Below are 17,607 nucleotides of genomic sequence, written 5' to 3'. Positions count from 1 at the left end.
AGGAGGCCGATTGCTCAGCCTCCTTTCGAGGTTTAGTGGTAAAGTCCTGAGCAGCTAATTGGCTTCGGTGGGCTTAGCGGGACGGCCACCGGCCCGGCCTTGCTGGCGCTGGCCTTTCATTTCGCGCATCATCACACGGCCAAACTCGCGCTCGGCCTTATAGAGCTGCGCCACCTGCCGGGCCGACACTACTTTTTGAAACTTGGCGAAGTAGTCCTCCGTCATGGTCAGCTCGCTTTTCGAGATAGTAATGATCTGTTTGAGGTTGTTGCGGGCCTGGTCGTCGGTCATGGTGGGCGAAGCGCTGCGGCGCAGCTGGTCGTGCGACTGGCGCAGGTCGCGGCGCTTGGTGCTGTACTCGTTGTACAAGGGCCAAAAACGCTGGCCCTGCTCCGGCGTGAGGGCCAACTCGCGGGTGATATAGGCGATGCGCGCGTTCTCAATACGCGCCTCTACGTCGGCGCGGCTGTCCTGGGCGCGCAGGCCGGGCAGGGCCGTCAGGAGCAGCGCCAACACCAATCCTAAGCGGGATAAAAGGGAGGGAATATTCATGGGAAGACAAAAGGAAATTAGAAATAAGCTTCGTCAAGCGGCTGCGGCCCTAAGGCCGCTTCAAGCTCTTGGGGGAAGCTTGCAGAAAGTAAGCCATCAGGTTGTCGTCGGGCAGAGGCAGAGAAGCTAAGTCCTCCGTTTCTAGCTCGTTATTTATGGCCAGATAATTAACCAATGCCGACTCAGGAACCGCCGCCAGCGCACTGCTGGGGGTGAATTGCTGGGCGCTGTAGCCGGTTGACTTAAGTAGAAGGCCGTAGAAAAGCCCCCCAGCACAAGCGCCGAGGCTAAAGCCGTGCGCAGAGGTCGGGAGAGGTTTGTCAGCCAGCCCCACGTCACCGACTCAGTGGTAGCCTCGGGCTGCACGCGAGCCATTATCTGGCGCGGCAGCTGGTCGAAGTAGCCAGCCGGGGGAGGAGCCAGCGGGGGATGCGGCCGGCGCGGGTAGTCATCGAGCCGAAAAGGAGTTTTCATATGCGTTGGATGTGGCTAGGGCTGGGAGGTTTAATCAGTAGTAGATTCTTCGGTCACGAATTGCTCAATCTTTTTGACGGCGTGGTGGTACGAGGCTTTGAGCGCGCCTACAGAGGTGCCCGTTACGTCGGCCATCTGCTCGTAGGTCATCTCGTCGTAGTATTTGAGGTTGAACACCAGGCGCTGTTTGTCAGGGAGACGGAGAATGGCTTTTTGCAGCTTGCGCTCTATCTCATCGCCGGCCAGCAGCGGGTCAGCTTCTATTTTGGCCGCTAATTCGGCCCCCACGTCGTTCATCGGCAGGAAAAACTTGCGGCGCTTGCTTTGCAGAAAGTTCAGGCACTCGTTGGTGGCAATCCGGTAAATCCAGGTGTAGAGGGAGGCATCCTGGCGAAAGTTGCCCAGGTGCTTCCACACCTTCACAAACGTATCCTGGGTCAGGTCGTCGGCATCGTTATGGTCTACCACCATTTTGCGCACGTGCCAGTACACCTTCTGCTGATACTTGCGCACCAGCTGGTTGAAGGCCACATTGCGGCTGGCGGGGTCCTGGAATTTGAGGAGAATGTCGTGGTCTTCCAAACGGCGAAGCGGGTGTAAATCGGGCTAAGAACGGCGGTTAGACGCGAAGGTAGGAGGGGGTTTAATGAGCGGAAGCAAGGTAGCCTGATAATTGCCACATACGCTCCAAGAAGCAGGCAGGCAGGCACCGCGGGCTGCCTATACAGCTACCAAGGAGCCGCCAAACCTATTCAATCTTATTTTTTCAGGACTTACGCAAAAAGGGGGCGTAGGCTTGTAGCGCGAAGCTTCCGCTTCGCGTCTCGTTGAACGGAATCAGTTGATACTCAGCCACGATACGCGAAGCGGAAGCTTCGCGCTACATCCTTAGTGCGTAAGTCCTATTTTTAAGAAGCGGCCGGTACCGACCAGCTATGGTCTTGCTTCCGGCCGCTTCTTATTTCAGCTTACTCATTATGCGCGGACTAAACAAAGTAACCCTAATCGGCAATGTGGGCAAAGACCCGGAGGTGCAGGTGCTGGACGGCAACCTAGCCGTGGCGAAGTTCTCCTTGGCTACCTCCGAAACCTACCGTGATAAAAGCGGACAGCCGCGCACCACCACCGACTGGCACACCATCGTGCTGTGGCGCGGCTTAGCGGAGCTGGCCCAGGCCTACCTGCGCAAAGGCAGTTTGGTGTATGTAGAAGGCAAGCTGAAAACCCGCCATTACGACGACCCCGCCGGGGTGCGCCACTACATCACGGAAATAATCGGCGAGCAGGTGCTGCTGCTGGACAAGAAAACCGGCGAAGTGCCGTCCCTGGCGCCATGAAAACTGCCGTATCGCTGCACCTAACCGACGACCGTACCGGGTTTCGGGTATTTTTTCCGTACTCCGATGCCACCGTGCGCGCGGCCCTGCTGGCGGCCGGCGTGCGCTACGAAGCCGGCGCCCGCGGCTACCTGCTGGCGGCCACGCCTGAAGCCGTGGCCCCGGTGCGGGCCGCCTGCCAGCGGCTGGGCGTACCGCTACAGGTGCCGGTGGTGCCCGCCCTGGCCATCGCCCCGCCCCCGCCCACGCCACACGAGGTGCTGCTGGCCCGCTACTGCCAGTTTATCGTGCTCAAGCGTTACAGCTCCCAGACGCTGAAAAGCTACCGGGGCGCCTTCCAGCAGTTTCTGACGCACCACACTCCCCGCCTGCCCCTAGAGCTGGACAAGCAGACGGTGCTCGACTACCTGGCCGGGCGCGTGGCAACCGGTATATCCGAGGCCTACCAGAATACCCTCATCAACGCCATCAAGTTTTATTATGAGCAGGTGGAGGGCCAGCCGCGCCAGTACTACGAGGTGCCCCGCCCCAAACGGCCGCAAACCAACCCCAAAGTATTGGCCAGGGAGGAAGTGCGCGACCTGCTGCACGGTACCCATAACCTGAAACACCGCGCCATGCTGATGCTGGCCTACGGCCTGGGCCTGCGCCTGGGCGAAGTACTGGCCCTCACCCCCGCCGACATCGACAGCAAGCGCATGGCCTTGTACGTGCGGGGCGGCAAAGGCAAGAAAGACCGGGACTTGCCCCTACCCGAGAGCCTGTTGCAGCTGCTACGGGAACAGTTCCGGCAGTTTCGGCCCGTCACGTTTCTTTTCGAAGGCCAGCGGCCCGGCGAGCCCTACGGCGAACGTAGCTTGCAGCTGGTGGTGAAGCAGGCCGCTGAGCGAATCGGCATCCGCCGGCCCATCACCCTGCACATGCTCCGCCATTCGTATGCCACCCACTTGCTCGAAATGGGCACCAACATTCGCATCATCCAGGAGTTGCTGGGACACAGCAGCATCAAAACCACCGAAATTTACACGCATGTTGCCCAACATACTCGTCCCGCCTCGCCCTTGGATTCCTTGGGACTATAAAAACAAACCTTCGGGAAGCATCCCAATTTTGGGATGCTTCCCGAAGGTTTGTTGCGGATAAAGCGCCGGTTCCCGAAGTTGGCGGGCCTCCCGGGTTTCGGGAACCCTAATGTTGTGCGTCATTTTCACGAACCCTATAATTATCGAATGAAAAGAATCATGAAACTTTTAGGGTTGATACTTCTAATATTTATTGCAGTTTTTGGCATCTCATATTTGACAAACAAGACAACATACACGAATTGGAAATTAACAAACAACTCAACCGATAAAACAGAAATTTCTTGGGCAAAATTTGATTGGGGCGGAGATACTTTAAGTGGAAAATTCTATGAAAAAGCCTCTATGCAAATTCCTTGTAAGTTAGAAGGACTTCCCAATGTATTTACATTTCAATTTGACTTAGGTGCAAACCTGACAGGTGTTTATGAAAATTCATTTAGTTCTTTCTATCCTTTAAGACAAGGCTTGAGAAATAAAATTGGAAGGCTTAAAAGCCCACTTCAATTTTGGAATAAAAATATAGTTTTTAAAAATTGTAAAATAAGTTTTGGAAATTATACAGCGACAAACCAAGTGAGTTTCATTTACAGAAGCTATGGAGAACAAATAGCCAATCCAAATTTGACAGACGCTTTTCATTTAGGAACAATTGGCGCAGATTTATTTAAAAATAAAATCCTAATAATTGACTATCCAAATAAACGATTTGCAATTTGTAACAAAATGCCAAAACAATTTTCCATAAACCTTATTAATATTGAGTTAGGTAAAAATGGAGAAATCATTTTGCCAATGAAAATTCATAATAAAAAGTATAGAATTATGTTTGACAATGGTTCAAGTTTATTTCCTATAATTACACAAGCAAAAAATATTTCAAAATTTTCAACTTTACCTGACATTGACACAATACAAGTTTCTTCTTGGGGTACAAAACATAATGTAACGGGAAAATTGATTATCGACACTTTTACACTTGCCGGACAAACGTTTTCAAATGTGGAGGTATATGCAAATCATAGCGGTTTAGGGACTGACAAAACCACCGATGGCACTACAGGAAATTATTTGTTCTGGGACAAAACAATAATCATAGATTTTAAAAACAAAAAATTTGGAGTGAAATAAAACGAACGCACAACATTGCATTGGCAATAGCTGGGCTGACGTGCATTTCATCAGCTTTTGTTCGCTATTGGGCTACAGTTCCGGGCTGAGAATTCTCTATTGAGCTATGAATCATAATTTCAACTATTTGTTCGAGTACTGTACTTTTGTTCCGGCTGAAAATTCATTGAATGCCCTGCCATCGCCAAGCCCCGTCCGTTAGCGGTCATTGTAAAGCGACACTCTACACAATTACAACATTCCGGCAAAATCCATTTTCGACAATTCAATTTTTTAATTTTTTTCAGAAATTATTTGGACAAGTTGTGTATTTAATATTATCTTTGTATCTAAGATACTTATTTAATAAGATATAAAATGAATAACGACTTAATCCAACGCATAAGAATACTAAGCCGACAATATTCAGACACATCAATTCTGATGCACGAAGCCATTGCCCGAAAGGCAGGACTTTCAGGAACTGACCATAAATACTTAGGACTTTTAATTCAAAACGGGCAGATGACCGCAGGAGAACTTTCAAGTTTAACAGGCTTGACAACAGGTGCTGTAACAGGTTTAATTGACCGACTTGAAAAGAAAAAATTAGTAAAAAGACAATTTTTAAAGGACGACAGACGGAAAGTTATCATTGAACCAAATTCTAAAAATATAATGACACTTTTAGAGCCACTTTTTGCTGAATTGCAAAAAAAATCAGAAAATCTAATCGGTTCATTTACAGAGAATGAAATTAAAATTATAGAAGCCTACTTTTCACAAGCAATTGAAATAATGAATGAAACAACAAATAAACTCAACACAAAATAAAAATATTAAAAATGGAAAATATTACAACTCAATACTTAAACAGAGCCGAAATTTGGCTATTCATTACAACACTTGTTTATTTTTTAATGAACGGTGCACAAATTTTTGAAACTGCGGTAATCGTTCCAAAATGGACAGCCTCACCACCAGAAACGTTTCAAATGTTCAAAGGCAAGTATGGACTTGACCTTAAATTTTTTTGGATAATTATCCATTCATTGCACGAAATCACTTTTATTTTAGCAATATTTTTCTGTTGGAAACTCAATATTAGAAATCCGCTTTTAATTTTATTTGCCATTCATTTTGCTGTTCGTGTATGGACACTTATTTATTTTGCACCTAATATAATTGAATTTCAAAAAATTGCTAATTTGGAAAGTATCGGAACTAACTTGCTGAACAAAACAACCATGTGGAGAAATCTAAACTATATCAGAGTTGGAATTTTTATTGCAGTTTCATTAGGACTAATTCCACTTTGTGTAAAATTAATGAACTTGAAAATAAATTAAGAACAATACGAGCTGAAGAAGAACAACGAACCGCTAACATTGGGTTTGGCAATAGCAGGGCTGACGTGCATGTCATCAGCTTTAGTACTACTATCAGCAGTAGTTCGGGCTGACATTTCTTTACTCAGCTTTTTATTCATAATTTCAACTTTAGTAATTCTATTGGGCTGCGGTTACGGGCTGACAATTATAAAATTCCCTGCCATCGCCAAGCCCCAAACCGTAAGCGGCAAGCGTACAGACCAACCTTATAGCTGACAAAACCCTAACTTAGCGACATGAAATTTTACGTTGACACATCTGTTTGGGGCGGTTACTATGACAAAGAATTTTCCGAGTGGACAATTCCCTTTATTGAGCAGGCACGACAAGGAAAATTTACTGTCATACTTTCAGACATCACTATCGGGGAACTTCAAGACGCACCACTGAATGTTCGCACATTGCCCGAAACAATCCCAGTGAAGTTTATAGAACTTATCAGTATTACTGACGAGCAGTTAGACCTTGCAGACAGTTACGTAAAGGAGGGTGTGCTAACACCAAAATTTCTATCTGACGCACAGCACATTGCCATTTCAAGCATTATTAAGGTAGACAGCTTGGTAAGTTGAAACTTCAAGCACATGGTCAATTTTTTTCGCATCAAACAATATAACTCAATAAATCTTAAATTTGGCTTTCAGACAATCGACATTAGAACGCCTAAAGAAGTAACTTATGCAACAGATAGGGAATAAAACAGCAGACAAAGAGTTCCATGCAGTGGCCTACATGCGGCAGGTAAGAGAAAAGTTGTCTGAACAGTATCAGGCTGACAGACAAAAATATTTGGAAAGAGCCAGAGAAGCTATGGCAGCGTTTAAACTTCGGCAGACCAACGCCAGCCGCTAACAAAAGTATTGCAGCATGCAGGGCTTGACGTTGAAACAATCGGCAGCAGTTCGCTATCAGCAGCGGTTCCGGCGGACGAACATCTATTTGGCTTTTTGTTGTTATCTTGTACTTTAGTTTTTCAATCAGCTTCAGTTCCGGGGCTTGACGAGCAATGAATCCCCTGCCTGCAGCAATACTCAAACGTTAGTAGGACGCTATAGAAGTTTCATGTTTTGTGTGCGGAGGAATACGCGGAGTAAAAAGCAACGAGTGGGGCGCAGGTGTATCTAATACACGAAACTGCCGGGTCGCTGGACTACTTATTCGTCGCGTAGGAAACCCCCAAAGTCACGTTCGTATTATCATTAAATCGCCCTTCGATTACCCGGCTTTCGTGGGTGTAGTTGTAAGTGAAGTTGACGGCCAGGCGGCGCGTGAGCTTGAGGGCCAGCGTCGTGAGGTTGCTGAAACGATAATCGGCGAAATCATCCAGTGAAGGCTGATAATACGTAAGGGCGCTCAGCGTAAGTATACTGTGTGAATAAGCGATTTTCAGTCGGGCAGAATTACGGGCTGTTACGCGCTCGGTACCATTCTGAAAGTTGGTTGACTCGCGGATAATCAGATTGCTCACCGACACTTCTCGTCCCAGCGAATCGGAATAAAAAGCCCAGCCCGGCCCGGCGCCCAGCTGCACCCGCCGGTCGATGCCGCGCAGATTGCTGCGCTCGAAGCCACCGATACCGTAGAAGCGGAAGCGGTCAAGGCGGTAGTAAGGTGTCACGTTCAGCAGTAGCTCGCGCTCCTTAAGAAGACGATCTTGCTTACCATAAATAAAGCTGCCGCTTAAAGGCAGACCGATATGCTCGCCGCGGGTGAAGGTGGCGGTGTGGGCCGTAGAAAGCAGAGCGCGGTTTACGCCACCCGCACTATAAGCGCCCGTCAACTGGCCGGTGTACACGATTAGGGTGGTGTCGGGGGGCAAATCCTGGGCCTGGGCGGAGCACGCCAGCAACACGAGAAGAAGGAGTAAAAAGCGCATAATAAAGAGAGAAAAACCAATGGCCTGCATTCCTTACCGCTCCCATTGGTTGGAGGCAAATAAAATAGTCCGACGCCACGAGGACACCGGACTATTTTAGTATGATTCAGAGGGTTAGCGCTGCTGCTTGCGGGCCATAACCCGTTCTACGGCCGCCACGATGTCGTTTTCCATCAGGCCGTATTTCTCCATAAGTTGATCGGGGGTGCCGCTCTCGCCGAAAGAGTCGTTGACGGCTACCATTTCCAGGGGAAGCGGCTCTTCGCGGGCGAGCAGCTGGGCGATGCTGTCACCGAGGCCGCCGTTCATCTGATGCTCCTCTGCCGACACTACACACCGCGTTTTGCGCGCCGATTGGAGAATCGCAGCCGCATCCAGAGGCTTGATGGTGTGGATGTTGATGATTTCGGCATCAATGCCTTTTTCGGCCAGAAGCTTGCCCGCCAGGATAGCTTTCCAAACGAGATGGCCAGTAGCAAAAATGCTTACATCGGCACCCTCATTGAGCATTACGGCTTTACCAATTTCAAATTGCTGGTCGGCCGGGGTAAAGTTGGGCACCACAGGCCGGCCGAAGCGCAAGTACACCGGGCCTTCGTAGTCGGCAATGGCGATGGTCGCAGCCTTGGTCTGGTTGTAGTCGCAGGGGTTGATAACGGTCATGTGGGGCAGCATTCGCATCATGCCCAGGTCTTCCAGAATTTGGTGGGTAGCACCGTCTTCACCCAGCGTAACGCCGGCGTGGGAAGCACAGATCTTCACGTTCTTACCCGAATAGGCAATGCTCTGCCGAATCTGGTCATACACGCGGCCGGTGCTGAAGTTGGCGAAGGTGCCCGTAAACGGAATTTTGCCCCCTATGGTCATGCCCGCCGCCATACTCATCATATTGGCCTCCGCAATACCTACCTGGAAGAAGCGCTCGGGAAAGTCTTTTTTAAACGCGTCCATTTTGAGCGAGCCTGTGAGGTCGGCGCAAAGCGCTACTACGTTCTCGTTGGTTTTGCCCAGTTCGTGTAGGCCGGCGCCGAAGCCGGAGCGCGTGTCTTTGGACTCGGAGTAGGGAAAGTCTTTCATGAAGGAGATGTAAAATGGAGCATTAGAACGACAAGCTCCCCTCCTTACCAAGGAGGGGACGTTTCAGCGAAGCTGAAACTGGGGTGGTTGTGGCGTTGAACGAAGCTACTATGCTTTCGTCGAACACTATTAACTGATGTTACGCACCGCATTGGTTGATTACCTGGAAACAGTCTTCTCTTAAGCAGCAAAAGCTTCTTTCCTGCATCTTGAGCGATTCACTGCGTAACATCAGCTATTAAAATGACTCGCAATAGTGTGTAATACACTTTCCAGATCCGACCAAATTACTTTGTTTTCAAATCGCAACACCCGAATACCTATGCTATTGAGAAAAGCCGTACGCGCCGCATCGTGTAAATTACCAGACACCGTGAAATGTCCTGCGCCATCCAACTCAACGGCTAATTTTTCTTTGGGGCAGTAAAAATCAATAATATATTCACCAACGCTGTACTGACGACGAAATTTGCGATTGTGCAGTTGGGCTGATTTGAGCACAGACCATAATTTAGCCTCGGCGGGCGTGAGATTGGCCCGTAGAGTGCTGCGTTCTTCTTTTTTATGGGTGAGGTTGTAGAGTTTAGTCATGCGGTTAGTTGTTCAGATGCTTTGTTCAACGCCACAACCACCCCAGTTTCAGCTTCGCTGAAACGTCCCCTCCTTGGTAAGGAGGGGAGTTGCTCGTTCTATCATTTCCCAAACATACTCACCGAAGTTGTCTGGCCGCTGCGAATGGTGAAATTCCGCACGTCCGTAAACTGGCTGCCGGTAGATGTTTTGGTGCGAAATACCAAGCGGTAGGCGCCCGGCTGCATGGTCAGGTTGATTTTGCTGGTGGTTTCGGGAAGGTTATAAATCCAGGTTTGCGATTCGTCATCGTTGAGCTGGTAGATGCTGCCGTAGCCTGTCAGATCCGTGACAATATTTAGGATGCCAGGGGCTGGATACGTAATCATTGTCTCCTGTCCTTGCTTGATCGTGACACGGCGAATGATGCGCGGCAGCGTGAGTACTTCTACTTCATAATTGCCCCCCAGCAGCTTCTGCCGACTCCCAAAAGGCAATGCCACGACCGTCGTTGCCTCACCCTGCGCCCGCACTACCGCCTGAACCGTGCCATAGGGGTTAGGCGTCATGTTTGGTCCTTGCAGGCGAAGAGTGCCCTGCGGCGTCTTGTAAGTGAGTAAGTTAGCTTGGCCAGGCTTGATTTTTAAGTTGGCCTGACGTACGGGAGGTACTGTATTGATTAGGAGGTCGTAGGACTGGAGGGCGTCGATGTCGAGCACGTCGGGCTGGCCTTGGGCGTCGCGGTAATGCACGTAGTTGTATTCAGGCTGACCAGTGGCGCTGTTAACGAAGGTCATGTTCACATTGCTTTCCACAGGCTTACCCTCGGCGTCGGTCAGGTTCACCCGAACGGTGGTTTTTTGCAGCGTTTGGGTAATAACATTGTCCAGCACCGAGCGGAAGGTTTTTACATCAGCCGCATTGTAATATTGGCCCAGGCATTCGAGCTGCTTGCCAAACTCTTTTTCGGCTCCAATGCCAATGACAAAAGGCTTCAGAAAGATATGCTTGCGCTGCAAAGCCAGCGACGTAGCGCACGGATCACCCTGGCAGGATTCGAGACCATCAGTGATAAGAATGAGCACGTTACGAGCCGTTTTATCGGCCGGAAAGTCATTGGCCGATTGCAGCAGCGAATACGTAATGGGCGTATTACCACGCGGTTGCAGGGTCTGCAATTTGGCCTTGATGGCCTTCGCATTCTTAGCTGCAAAAGCTACTTCCAAGCGCGAGTCCTGGCAGTTATTTTCCTCCCGACCGTACTGATGGCCATACACGCGCAGTCCCAATTCCAGATTTGGGTAAGTATTAAGCGAATCCACCATCTTGGCTAATAGGCTCTTAGCTACTTCCATGCGCGGCCGGCCTTCCCATACGGCTCCCATACTGCCCGAGGCATCGAGCAAAAACAGGATGCGGGTAGTGCGGGGCTTCGTGGGGGGCAAATTTTGAGCACACAGCGGAGTGATGAGCAACAAAATGCCCCCCAGCAGTGATCCGCGCAGGCGTCTGAGGTGGTTCATAAACAGGTAGATAACTTGGGACGTCATGCTGAGCGCAGCGAAGCATCTCGCCAGCGATAGTGAGGTTAGTATTCCCACTAAACACGCGAGATGCTTCGCTGCGCTCTGCATGACGTTCAAAGTTATAAAGCCAAGTCTGCGGCTCGGCTTTAGTAGTCGCTGGCTTCCCCTACCAGCAATTGCTGCAAGGCCTTCTCCAGTTGCTCATCGTTTGGTGCCACGCCATGCCACTTGTGCGAGCCCATCATGAAGTCAACGCCTGCGCCCATCTGCGTGTCCATCAGTACCATCACGGGCTGGCCCTGACCGAGTAGCTGACGCGCTTCTTCCAGCGTAGCAATGAGCTTTTCAAGGTCGTTGCCGTCGGTTTCGAGTACGCGCCAGCCGAAGGCTTCGAACTTGGCGCGCAAGCTGCCCAGGTTCATAATCTCCTTGGTAGCGCCATCAATTTGCTGGCCGTTGCGGTCCACAATGGCAATCAGGTTGTCTACCTGGCGGTGGGGAGCATAAAGTGCTGCTTCCCATATCTGGCCTTCGTTCAGCTCCCCGTCGCCCATGAGCACATACACCGTGCGGTCGTCTTTGTTAAGTTTTTTGGCTTGAGCAGCCCCCACGGCTACACTCAGCCCCTGACCCAACGAACCCGAAGCTATGCGCACGCCGGGCAGGCCTTCTTCCGTAGCAGGGTGGCCCTGCAAGCGCGAGTTGAGCTTACGGAAGGTGGCCAACTCGCTCACCGGGAAGTAGCCCGAACGCGCCAACACGGAGTAAAACACCGGCGAAATATGCCCGTTCGACAGAAAGAATAAATCCTCATCGTGGCCTTCCATCGAGAAATTAGGATTGTGCTTCATGATGCGGAAATACAGCGCCACCAGCAAATCGGTGCAGCCCAGCGAGCCGCCGGGGTGGCCCGAGTTTACGGCATGAACCATGCGCACGATGTCGCGGCGTACCTGCGCGGCAATCTGTTTTAGCTCAGTAATGCTTCTTTCGCGCTGGGCGGGCGGGTTTTCGGTCTGTACGTTGGCGGGGCTGGACTGCGACATCTGTGAGTTCTTAGAAGGTTTGGAGCGAAGATAAGCGGTGTAATTATGCGCCAAGCAGTTGAGCTGCGTGATTTTTGGTGTCCACTTTTGTAATCACCTTTTCCATGTTGCCCTGCTCATCAATCAGGAAGGTGTAGCGCATGGTGCCCATGTACTTACGGCCGTACATCGATTTTTCCTGCCATACGCCGTAGGCTTCCACTATTTTCTTGTCCTCATCTACCAGCAGGGGGAAGGGCAGGTCGTATTTAGTGGCAAACTTCTGGTGCGACTTTTCTCCGTCGATGCTGACGCCCAGCACCTTAATACCGGCTGCGCGCAGCTCAGCTTGGTTGTCGCGCAGATTGCAGGCCTGAGCCGTACAGCCCGAGGTATCATCTTTGGGATAAAAGTAAAGAGCTACTTTCTGGCCGCGTAGATCCTGAAGGCGGATGAGGTTGCCGTTTTGGTCAAGGGCTTCGAAATCGGGGGCGGGGTCGCCGGGCTGAAGGGACATGGGGGGCAAATATTAAGGTAAGTTGGCCGCAGGTTGAGGCGTGAAGATGAGCTTTTCCACCGGAAAGCCAGCGGCTTGCGCCACGGCAATCAGCTGCTCGCGCATGGGCTGCGCCAATTGAGGCGTGCGGCTCAGCAGCCACAGGTTTTCGCGGCCAGGTTCCCCCACCAGCGCATATTGGTACTCAGGGTCGAGGTCCAGAATCCAGTAGTCGCCCTCGAAAGGCCAGAAAAAGCTAACCTTGAGCTTAGCGTTAGTCTTAGAATCCACTACGCGAGCTACACCGCGCGCTATTTCCAACGGGCCCGTTGGGCTATTCTTACGACAGCTGTTTATCACGGTCACCTTCCCATCGGGGCGCAGGGTATACTCGGCTGTCACGTGCTGGCAACCTTTCTCGAAACGGGTGGGCAGACGGGCAATTTCATACCACACGCCCATGTAGCGCGATAAGTCAACGTGCTCAGCTACGGCCAGCGGTGCCTGGCGGCGATTTCGCGAATAAACCAGGCTCGCTGCTGCTACAGTAACGGTTGCGGCGGCAGCGAAAAGAATAGGGCGGCGGGTTTTCATAGGTTGGTGTTGATGCTTGGTAGATGGTGCTTAGTTAGAAACGTCCGACAGGCTCAGCATGACGGACGTTTTGCCCCCCAGCCGACTGGTGCCAGCCGCTTGTTAGATCTTAAACTGGAGAATTTTTTCGTTGCCGGCTTGGTCGGTTAGGCGCAGCTCCGCCTCACCTGTGAGGGGCACTGTTTTATCCTGCGGATCAGTGAATAAGGTAGCGCTTTTGTATTCATAGCGCAGCATGCGCCATTGCCCGTTTATCAGCAGGCGGTAGCTGCTCAGCCCCGAAAGATTGTCGGCCACCATAAAGGTGAGGCCCGCCGGCGACTTGCGCACCAGCCGCGCAGTAGGAGCAAGCGTATCGGTCAGAATGCGAAAGGAGCCGAACGTTTTCACCGGAAACGTAATCTGCTCGCCATCCCATTTACCTCCTTGATAGATGCGGGCGCCTTTGTAATTAATCATATACACTGCCGAGCGAGTTTTGTCGGCTACGGCTACGGGCGGCTTCAGGGTAGCTTGCAGCGGCTTAAACAACGGCGTGCGCGCATTATGAATTGTCCAAAGCCCGTCTTTGTAGCTGTTTTGCAGATACAAGGTATCGAACAGCGTAAGAGGAGAGAAAACCAGATTTTGAAGTCCGTTGGCAAATGCCTGTTCCGAAGCGGCCGGAATAAGGGCTTGAGGCTCGAAGGGCTTGGTAAGCTGCCCGAAGCGAATGGAATCGGGTAGGCCGGCGCGCAAATCGTAGAGGTACACATTCTCGCTTTGCACCGTGTAGCTCGGCACTACTTCCAGGCGGCGGTTGCCGCGCATCAGCATAATATTTGCCCCCTGGCGGCTGGTATCCGGGTCGGTGGCCACTACTTTGAGAATGTTGCGGTTGATATCGTAGCGCAGGGTTGCCTTGCGCACGGCCGCATTGCGTGTCTTATAGTAAACCGGCTTCTGACCGCGCAGCACAAACGTGAAGGGTGTTGTGTTACCATAGGAGTCGCTCAGGCGCACTTCAATGGTATACAGCAAGCCTTCTTCTACCCGCAGCTTGCCCTTAGTGCCGTTCGTACTATAAATCGGGAGCGTGTTGCCATCGTCCACGAACAGCTTCTCTAACGTGCGGCCGTTGGTTTGTTGCCACTGATAGTCAATGTGCTGCGAAATCTGCCGGGAGTCGCTGAAGGGAACGGCGTCAATAGTATGGCGATAATGCGGCTGCCCGTTTACGCGCACTTCCACGCGTTGCAGCCCATTGCGGTTGGAGGCTAAATCGAACCGGTCGAAGCCCTGCACCAGCAAACCCACGGTCCCGAAAGCCGCAATGGTATCGGGGTAGGCGTAGGGCGCGCCGGGAACTGAAGGCGTGGGGGCTTTTTTGGGATAAAAACCGCCTTATCAAAGCGGCCCAATACGCGCGCATCAATGCTGAGCGGCTCCACGGCAAAGGCTTGCAGGGTGGGCGCCACATGGTCCTGAATCTCAGGAAATCCCCCAAAACGCAACGGATTCAGCTGCCGATCTTCCCCATCACGCACTTCCCAGTGCAAGTGCGGGCCGCCCGAGCCGCCCGTGTTACCCGACATGGCCACAATCTCGCCGCGCTTTACCACGAATTGGTTCTTCGTCGGATACAGCTCCAGCTCAAAAGTTTGCTTGGCGTATTGCTGCTGGCGCAGAAAGTCAGCCACCGGCCCCTCGAAGCGGTTGAGGTGACCATATACCGTCGTCAGCCCGTTGGGGTGCGTGATGTACAGCACATTGCCATAACCAAACGCCGATTGCTTCAGCCGCGATATGTAGCCATCGGCGGCGGCGTACACTGGCAAGCCAATGCGGCCATCGGTTTTGATATCAAGCCCACCATGGAAGTGGTTGGCGCGAATCTCACCCATGCTGCCCGTCAAAAAGTTAGGCTTGCCCGGCTTAATGGGAAACATGAAGTAGCCGGCCGGCACGCTATCTAGCGGAGTAATAAGTCGGCTGGCCTTGGCTGTGGGCGTCGCCGGAGCGGAGCGGTGGGGCGCAGCCGGCTCCTTAAACGGGACGGGCCGCAGACTCATAACTGCTAAGGCTGCGGCCCCGGCCACCACGCTTAATCCACTCAGCTTTACTAGTTTACTAACGACTCGTACTTGATACTGCACAATTTTCAACCCTTTACTTAACAGCAACATCCAACAGCTTTTCGTTCTCTATATAGCCTTCCAGGCGGTCGCCAATTTGCACGGGCCCCACTCCGCTGGGCGTGCCGGTGAATATCAAATCACCCATTTTTAGGGTAATGAAGCGGGATATGTAAGCAATCTGGGCCGCGAAATCGTGCAGCATCATGCCGGAGTTGCCTTGCTGCCGAACCTCACCGTTCACCTCCAGCCGGAAGTTGATACTGGCTAAATCAGCAAACTCAGCTACTGGCTTAAACGTGGCAGAAAGCGGGGCCGAGCCATCAAAGCCCTTCGCCAGCTCCCAAGGCAGGCCCTTGGCTTTGGCTTTGCTTTGCAGGTCGCGGGCCGTGAAATCAATACCTAAACCGATAGCATCAAAATAGTTGGAGGCAAACCGAGGCTCTATGTTCTTTCCGTTCTTACAGATACGCATCACCAGCTCAATCTCGTGGTGAATATCCTGCGAGAAATCGGGGTAGAAAAAGGGCTGATTCCGCTGCAACAAAGCCGTATCAGGCTTGGCAAAGATGACGGGCTCGTCGGGCGTTTCGTTCTTAAGCTCAGCTATATGTTCGGCATAGTTGCGGCCGATGCAGAGTATTTTCATTTATGTATGATGCTTAATGACTTCAGCTTAGTCTGTCAGCCTTTGGTCTGCCCTGAAAATAAATGGCCCCAAAGCCGCAAACGTGTGCAGCCAAAATTAGGGCTATTTCTGTGGGATAGGAAATAAATAAGGCCCCATGCGGCTTAGCACCTCCCATAGCCAGGTTGCAAACAGTAAACATTTACCCCCGGCGCTTTCGTATAGTGAGGAGCTACCAAAGCTAGGCTGTAAGGCAGTTTGGCCTTATAAATGCTACATGTGATGGTAGTTAAGTGCCATTTTATTTCAAGATAACATCATTGTCATGTTTAGAAAGTTTCTTCTAGCCAGCTGCTTACTCGTGGCAGTAGGCTGCTCCACCGTTCCAATTACGGGTCGTCGCCAGCTTAGTCTGGTATCTGATGCCGAGATAAATACCCTGGCTGCCCAGCAATACCGCGAGGTAATCAGCCAAAGCAAGCTTTCTACAAACTCTACCCAAACGGCCATGGTCCGACGGGTAGGGCAGCGCATTCAGCAAGCCGTGGAAACGTACTTTCGGCAGCAAAATGCTCAGGATCAATTAGCTGGCTATGCCTGGGAGTTCAATCTCATTCAGGACGATGCACAGCAAAATGCCTGGGCAATGCCGGGGGGCAAAACGGCCGTTTATACCGGTATTCTGCCCATTACCCAAGACGAAAACGGCCTTGCCGTAGTAATGGCCCACGAAATAGCGCACGCCGTAGCCAAGCACGGCAGTGAGCGCATGAGCCAGGGTCTGGTGCAGCAGCTCGGCGGTCAGGCCTTGGGGGCGGCTCTTTCAACCAACTCCGCTACCACCCAACAAGTAGCGCTGCAAGCGTTTGGCGTGGGCTCGCAGCTGGGACTTCTACGCTACGGCCGTAACCAGGAATCGGAAGCTGATCGATTGGGCCTTATCTTTATGGCCATGGCGGGCTACAATCCCGACGGAGCCGTTGGCTTCTGGCAGCGCATGGCTGCTCGGGATAATGGGGCATCGCCACCCGAATTTCTCTCCACGCACCCCTCCAACGAAACGCGCATCAGCGACATTCAAAGCCTGCTCCCGGAGGCGCGTAAGTATTATCAAGCGCGCTAATCCCGTCGCTACTGTCTGCATCAAATGAACTTTGCCCCCCAGTCCCTAGTGCGGCGTGTGTTGCCCTTACTCGTTGTGCTGCTGGCCTCGCTGGCAGCCTGCGAAACCAGTAAGCGCGGCATTCCCGAAATCAATGCTGCGGACGGTACTGATCTGGAACGACGGCAGTTGGAAGTGAGCAGCAAGCTGGTAGGACGGGTAATAGAAGGTAGAGTAGAGTACGTGATACCCCGCGCACAGCTGGCTACGGGTTTTATCCGGCAGTTCAGTGATGGTACCGTCGTTGATAAAACTTCTATTCGCAAGGTGCAGGACAGTCCCAAAGACAAGGCTACTTATTATCTGGTGGGTATGGGGCTGCGCAACGGCATGTACCGCGCCATGGCAATTCCATTGGAAACCTCCACGGACAATAGCTTGTACCTGCGTTCCAATGCCGAGCGCTACATCGTGACGAGCGTGGGATGTACGTTCTGTTATTTCTCCTTCGAGAAAAACCGCATTACTGGCACTGAGTGCGAAGAGAATACCGGTGGCAGCCGCTGCGACATGGAGGTAGAAAGCAATAACAACTTCTTTCCCCGCTGATGAGCCGCAAGTGGATTATTCGCCTCACCCTGACCGCCTTAGCC

General features: G+C 51.7%; 22 protein-coding genes. 8 read left to right on the top strand and 14 right to left on the bottom strand.

Annotated elements, in window-relative coordinates:
• Positions 1 to 54: 54 nt before the first annotated feature.
• From MKZ35_RS07945 to MKZ35_RS07935, 3 genes are all read right to left on the bottom strand, one after another.
• Complete coding sequence (locus MKZ35_RS07945; RefSeq protein WP_482512696.1) at positions 55 to 552, bottom strand: hypothetical protein; 498 nt, start codon at positions 550 to 552, stop codon at positions 55 to 57.
• Positions 553 to 705: 153 nt separating this feature from the next.
• Positions 706 to 1,026, bottom strand: coding sequence for a hypothetical protein (locus tag MKZ35_RS07940; RefSeq protein ID WP_482512695.1), 321 nt, complete (start codon positions 1,024 to 1,026; stop codon positions 706 to 708).
• A 30-nt stretch (positions 1,027 to 1,056) separates the two neighbouring features.
• Entirely contained in the window at positions 1,057 to 1,608 is a 552-nt protein-coding gene (locus tag MKZ35_RS07935) for an RNA polymerase sigma factor (RefSeq protein WP_482512694.1), read from the bottom strand.
• Positions 1,609 to 1,961: 353 nt separating this feature from the next.
• Here MKZ35_RS07935 and MKZ35_RS07930 point away from each other — a divergent pair, with 353 nt between their 5' ends.
• The 6 genes from MKZ35_RS07930 (at position 1,962) to MKZ35_RS07905 (ending at position 6,518) form a co-directional block, all read left to right on the top strand.
• On the top strand, positions 1,962 to 2,363 hold the full coding sequence (locus MKZ35_RS07930; protein ID WP_482512693.1) for a single-stranded DNA-binding protein: 402 nt from the start codon (positions 1,962 to 1,964) through the stop codon (positions 2,361 to 2,363).
• Positions 2,360 to 3,445: a tyrosine-type recombinase/integrase gene (locus MKZ35_RS07925; protein ID WP_482512692.1), complete on the top strand. Its 1,086-nt coding sequence runs from the start codon at positions 2,360 to 2,362 to the stop codon at positions 3,443 to 3,445. Before MKZ35_RS07930 ends, MKZ35_RS07925 begins: the two co-directional genes overlap by 4 nt.
• A 147-nt stretch (positions 3,446 to 3,592) precedes the next feature.
• Entirely contained in the window at positions 3,593 to 4,576 is a 984-nt protein-coding gene (locus MKZ35_RS07920) for a hypothetical protein (RefSeq protein ID WP_482512691.1), read from the top strand.
• A gap of 423 nt (positions 4,577 to 4,999) precedes the next feature.
• Positions 5,000 to 5,389 (top strand): MarR family winged helix-turn-helix transcriptional regulator, encoded by a 390-nt coding sequence (locus tag MKZ35_RS07915; protein WP_482512690.1) that lies wholly within the window; start codon positions 5,000 to 5,002, stop codon positions 5,387 to 5,389.
• 11 nt (positions 5,390 to 5,400) lie between these two features.
• Positions 5,401 to 5,904, top strand: coding sequence for a transposase (locus MKZ35_RS07910; RefSeq protein WP_482512689.1), 504 nt, complete (start codon positions 5,401 to 5,403; stop codon positions 5,902 to 5,904).
• Positions 5,905 to 6,182: 278 nt separating this feature from the next.
• On the top strand, positions 6,183 to 6,518 hold the full coding sequence (locus MKZ35_RS07905) for a PIN domain-containing protein (protein WP_482512688.1): 336 nt from the start codon (positions 6,183 to 6,185) through the stop codon (positions 6,516 to 6,518).
• Positions 6,519 to 6,609: 91 nt separating this feature from the next.
• Here the strand turns inward: MKZ35_RS07905 and MKZ35_RS07900 are convergent, their stop codons facing one another.
• From MKZ35_RS07900 to MKZ35_RS07850, 11 genes are all read right to left on the bottom strand, one after another.
• On the bottom strand, positions 6,610 to 6,981 hold the full coding sequence (locus MKZ35_RS07900) for a hypothetical protein (protein WP_482512687.1): 372 nt from the start codon (positions 6,979 to 6,981) through the stop codon (positions 6,610 to 6,612).
• Between the two features lie 115 nt (positions 6,982 to 7,096).
• Positions 7,097 to 7,822: a DUF481 domain-containing protein gene (locus tag MKZ35_RS07895; protein ID WP_482512686.1), complete on the bottom strand. Its 726-nt coding sequence runs from the start codon at positions 7,820 to 7,822 to the stop codon at positions 7,097 to 7,099.
• 114 nt (positions 7,823 to 7,936) lie between these two features.
• Positions 7,937 to 8,899 carry a transketolase family protein gene (locus MKZ35_RS07890; protein ID WP_482512685.1) on the bottom strand — a complete coding sequence of 321 codons (963 nt, stop codon included), beginning with the start codon at positions 8,897 to 8,899 and terminating at the stop codon, positions 7,937 to 7,939.
• Positions 8,900 to 9,130: 231 nt separating this feature from the next.
• Positions 9,131 to 9,490: an endonuclease domain-containing protein gene (locus MKZ35_RS07885; RefSeq protein ID WP_482512684.1), complete on the bottom strand. Its 360-nt coding sequence runs from the start codon at positions 9,488 to 9,490 to the stop codon at positions 9,131 to 9,133.
• Between the two features lie 101 nt (positions 9,491 to 9,591).
• Positions 9,592 to 10,992, bottom strand: coding sequence for a vWA domain-containing protein (locus MKZ35_RS07880; RefSeq protein WP_482512683.1), 1,401 nt, complete (start codon positions 10,990 to 10,992; stop codon positions 9,592 to 9,594).
• A 149-nt stretch (positions 10,993 to 11,141) separates the two neighbouring features.
• Positions 11,142 to 12,041: a transketolase gene (locus MKZ35_RS07875; RefSeq protein WP_482512682.1), complete on the bottom strand. Its 900-nt coding sequence runs from the start codon at positions 12,039 to 12,041 to the stop codon at positions 11,142 to 11,144.
• A 43-nt stretch (positions 12,042 to 12,084) separates the two neighbouring features.
• On the bottom strand, positions 12,085 to 12,537 hold the full coding sequence (bcp, locus tag MKZ35_RS07870; protein ID WP_482512681.1) for a thioredoxin-dependent thiol peroxidase: 453 nt from the start codon (positions 12,535 to 12,537) through the stop codon (positions 12,085 to 12,087).
• A 12-nt stretch (positions 12,538 to 12,549) separates the two neighbouring features.
• The gene (locus tag MKZ35_RS07865; RefSeq protein ID WP_482512680.1) at positions 12,550 to 13,110 is read right to left on the bottom strand and encodes a lipocalin family protein; all 561 of its coding nucleotides are present in this window, start codon (positions 13,108 to 13,110) and stop codon (positions 12,550 to 12,552) included.
• A gap of 102 nt (positions 13,111 to 13,212) precedes the next feature.
• The gene (locus MKZ35_RS07860; protein ID WP_482512679.1) at positions 13,213 to 14,394 is read right to left on the bottom strand and encodes a hypothetical protein; all 1,182 of its coding nucleotides are present in this window, start codon (positions 14,392 to 14,394) and stop codon (positions 13,213 to 13,215) included.
• Entirely contained in the window at positions 14,367 to 15,275 is a 909-nt protein-coding gene (locus MKZ35_RS07855) for a M23 family metallopeptidase (RefSeq protein WP_482512678.1), read from the bottom strand. The genes MKZ35_RS07860 and MKZ35_RS07855 overlap by 28 nt, the downstream gene beginning before the upstream one ends.
• On the bottom strand, positions 15,259 to 15,873 hold the full coding sequence (locus MKZ35_RS07850; RefSeq protein ID WP_482512677.1) for a fumarylacetoacetate hydrolase family protein: 615 nt from the start codon (positions 15,871 to 15,873) through the stop codon (positions 15,259 to 15,261). Before MKZ35_RS07850 ends, MKZ35_RS07855 begins: the two co-directional genes overlap by 17 nt.
• Positions 15,874 to 16,177: 304 nt before the next feature.
• Here MKZ35_RS07850 and MKZ35_RS07845 point away from each other — a divergent pair, with 304 nt between their 5' ends.
• On the top strand, positions 16,178 to 16,975 hold the full coding sequence (locus tag MKZ35_RS07845) for a M48 family metallopeptidase (RefSeq protein WP_482512676.1): 798 nt from the start codon (positions 16,178 to 16,180) through the stop codon (positions 16,973 to 16,975).
• 24 nt (positions 16,976 to 16,999) lie between these two features.
• Complete coding sequence (locus MKZ35_RS07840) at positions 17,000 to 17,563, top strand: hypothetical protein (protein WP_482512675.1); 564 nt, start codon at positions 17,000 to 17,002, stop codon at positions 17,561 to 17,563.
• Positions 17,564 to 17,607: the final 44 nt, after the last annotated feature.

Source organism: Hymenobacter sp. R533113, assembly GCF_056835965.1.
The sequence above is the reverse complement of the archived record's forward strand: the minus strand, read 5'-3'. Positions and strand labels throughout refer to the sequence as shown.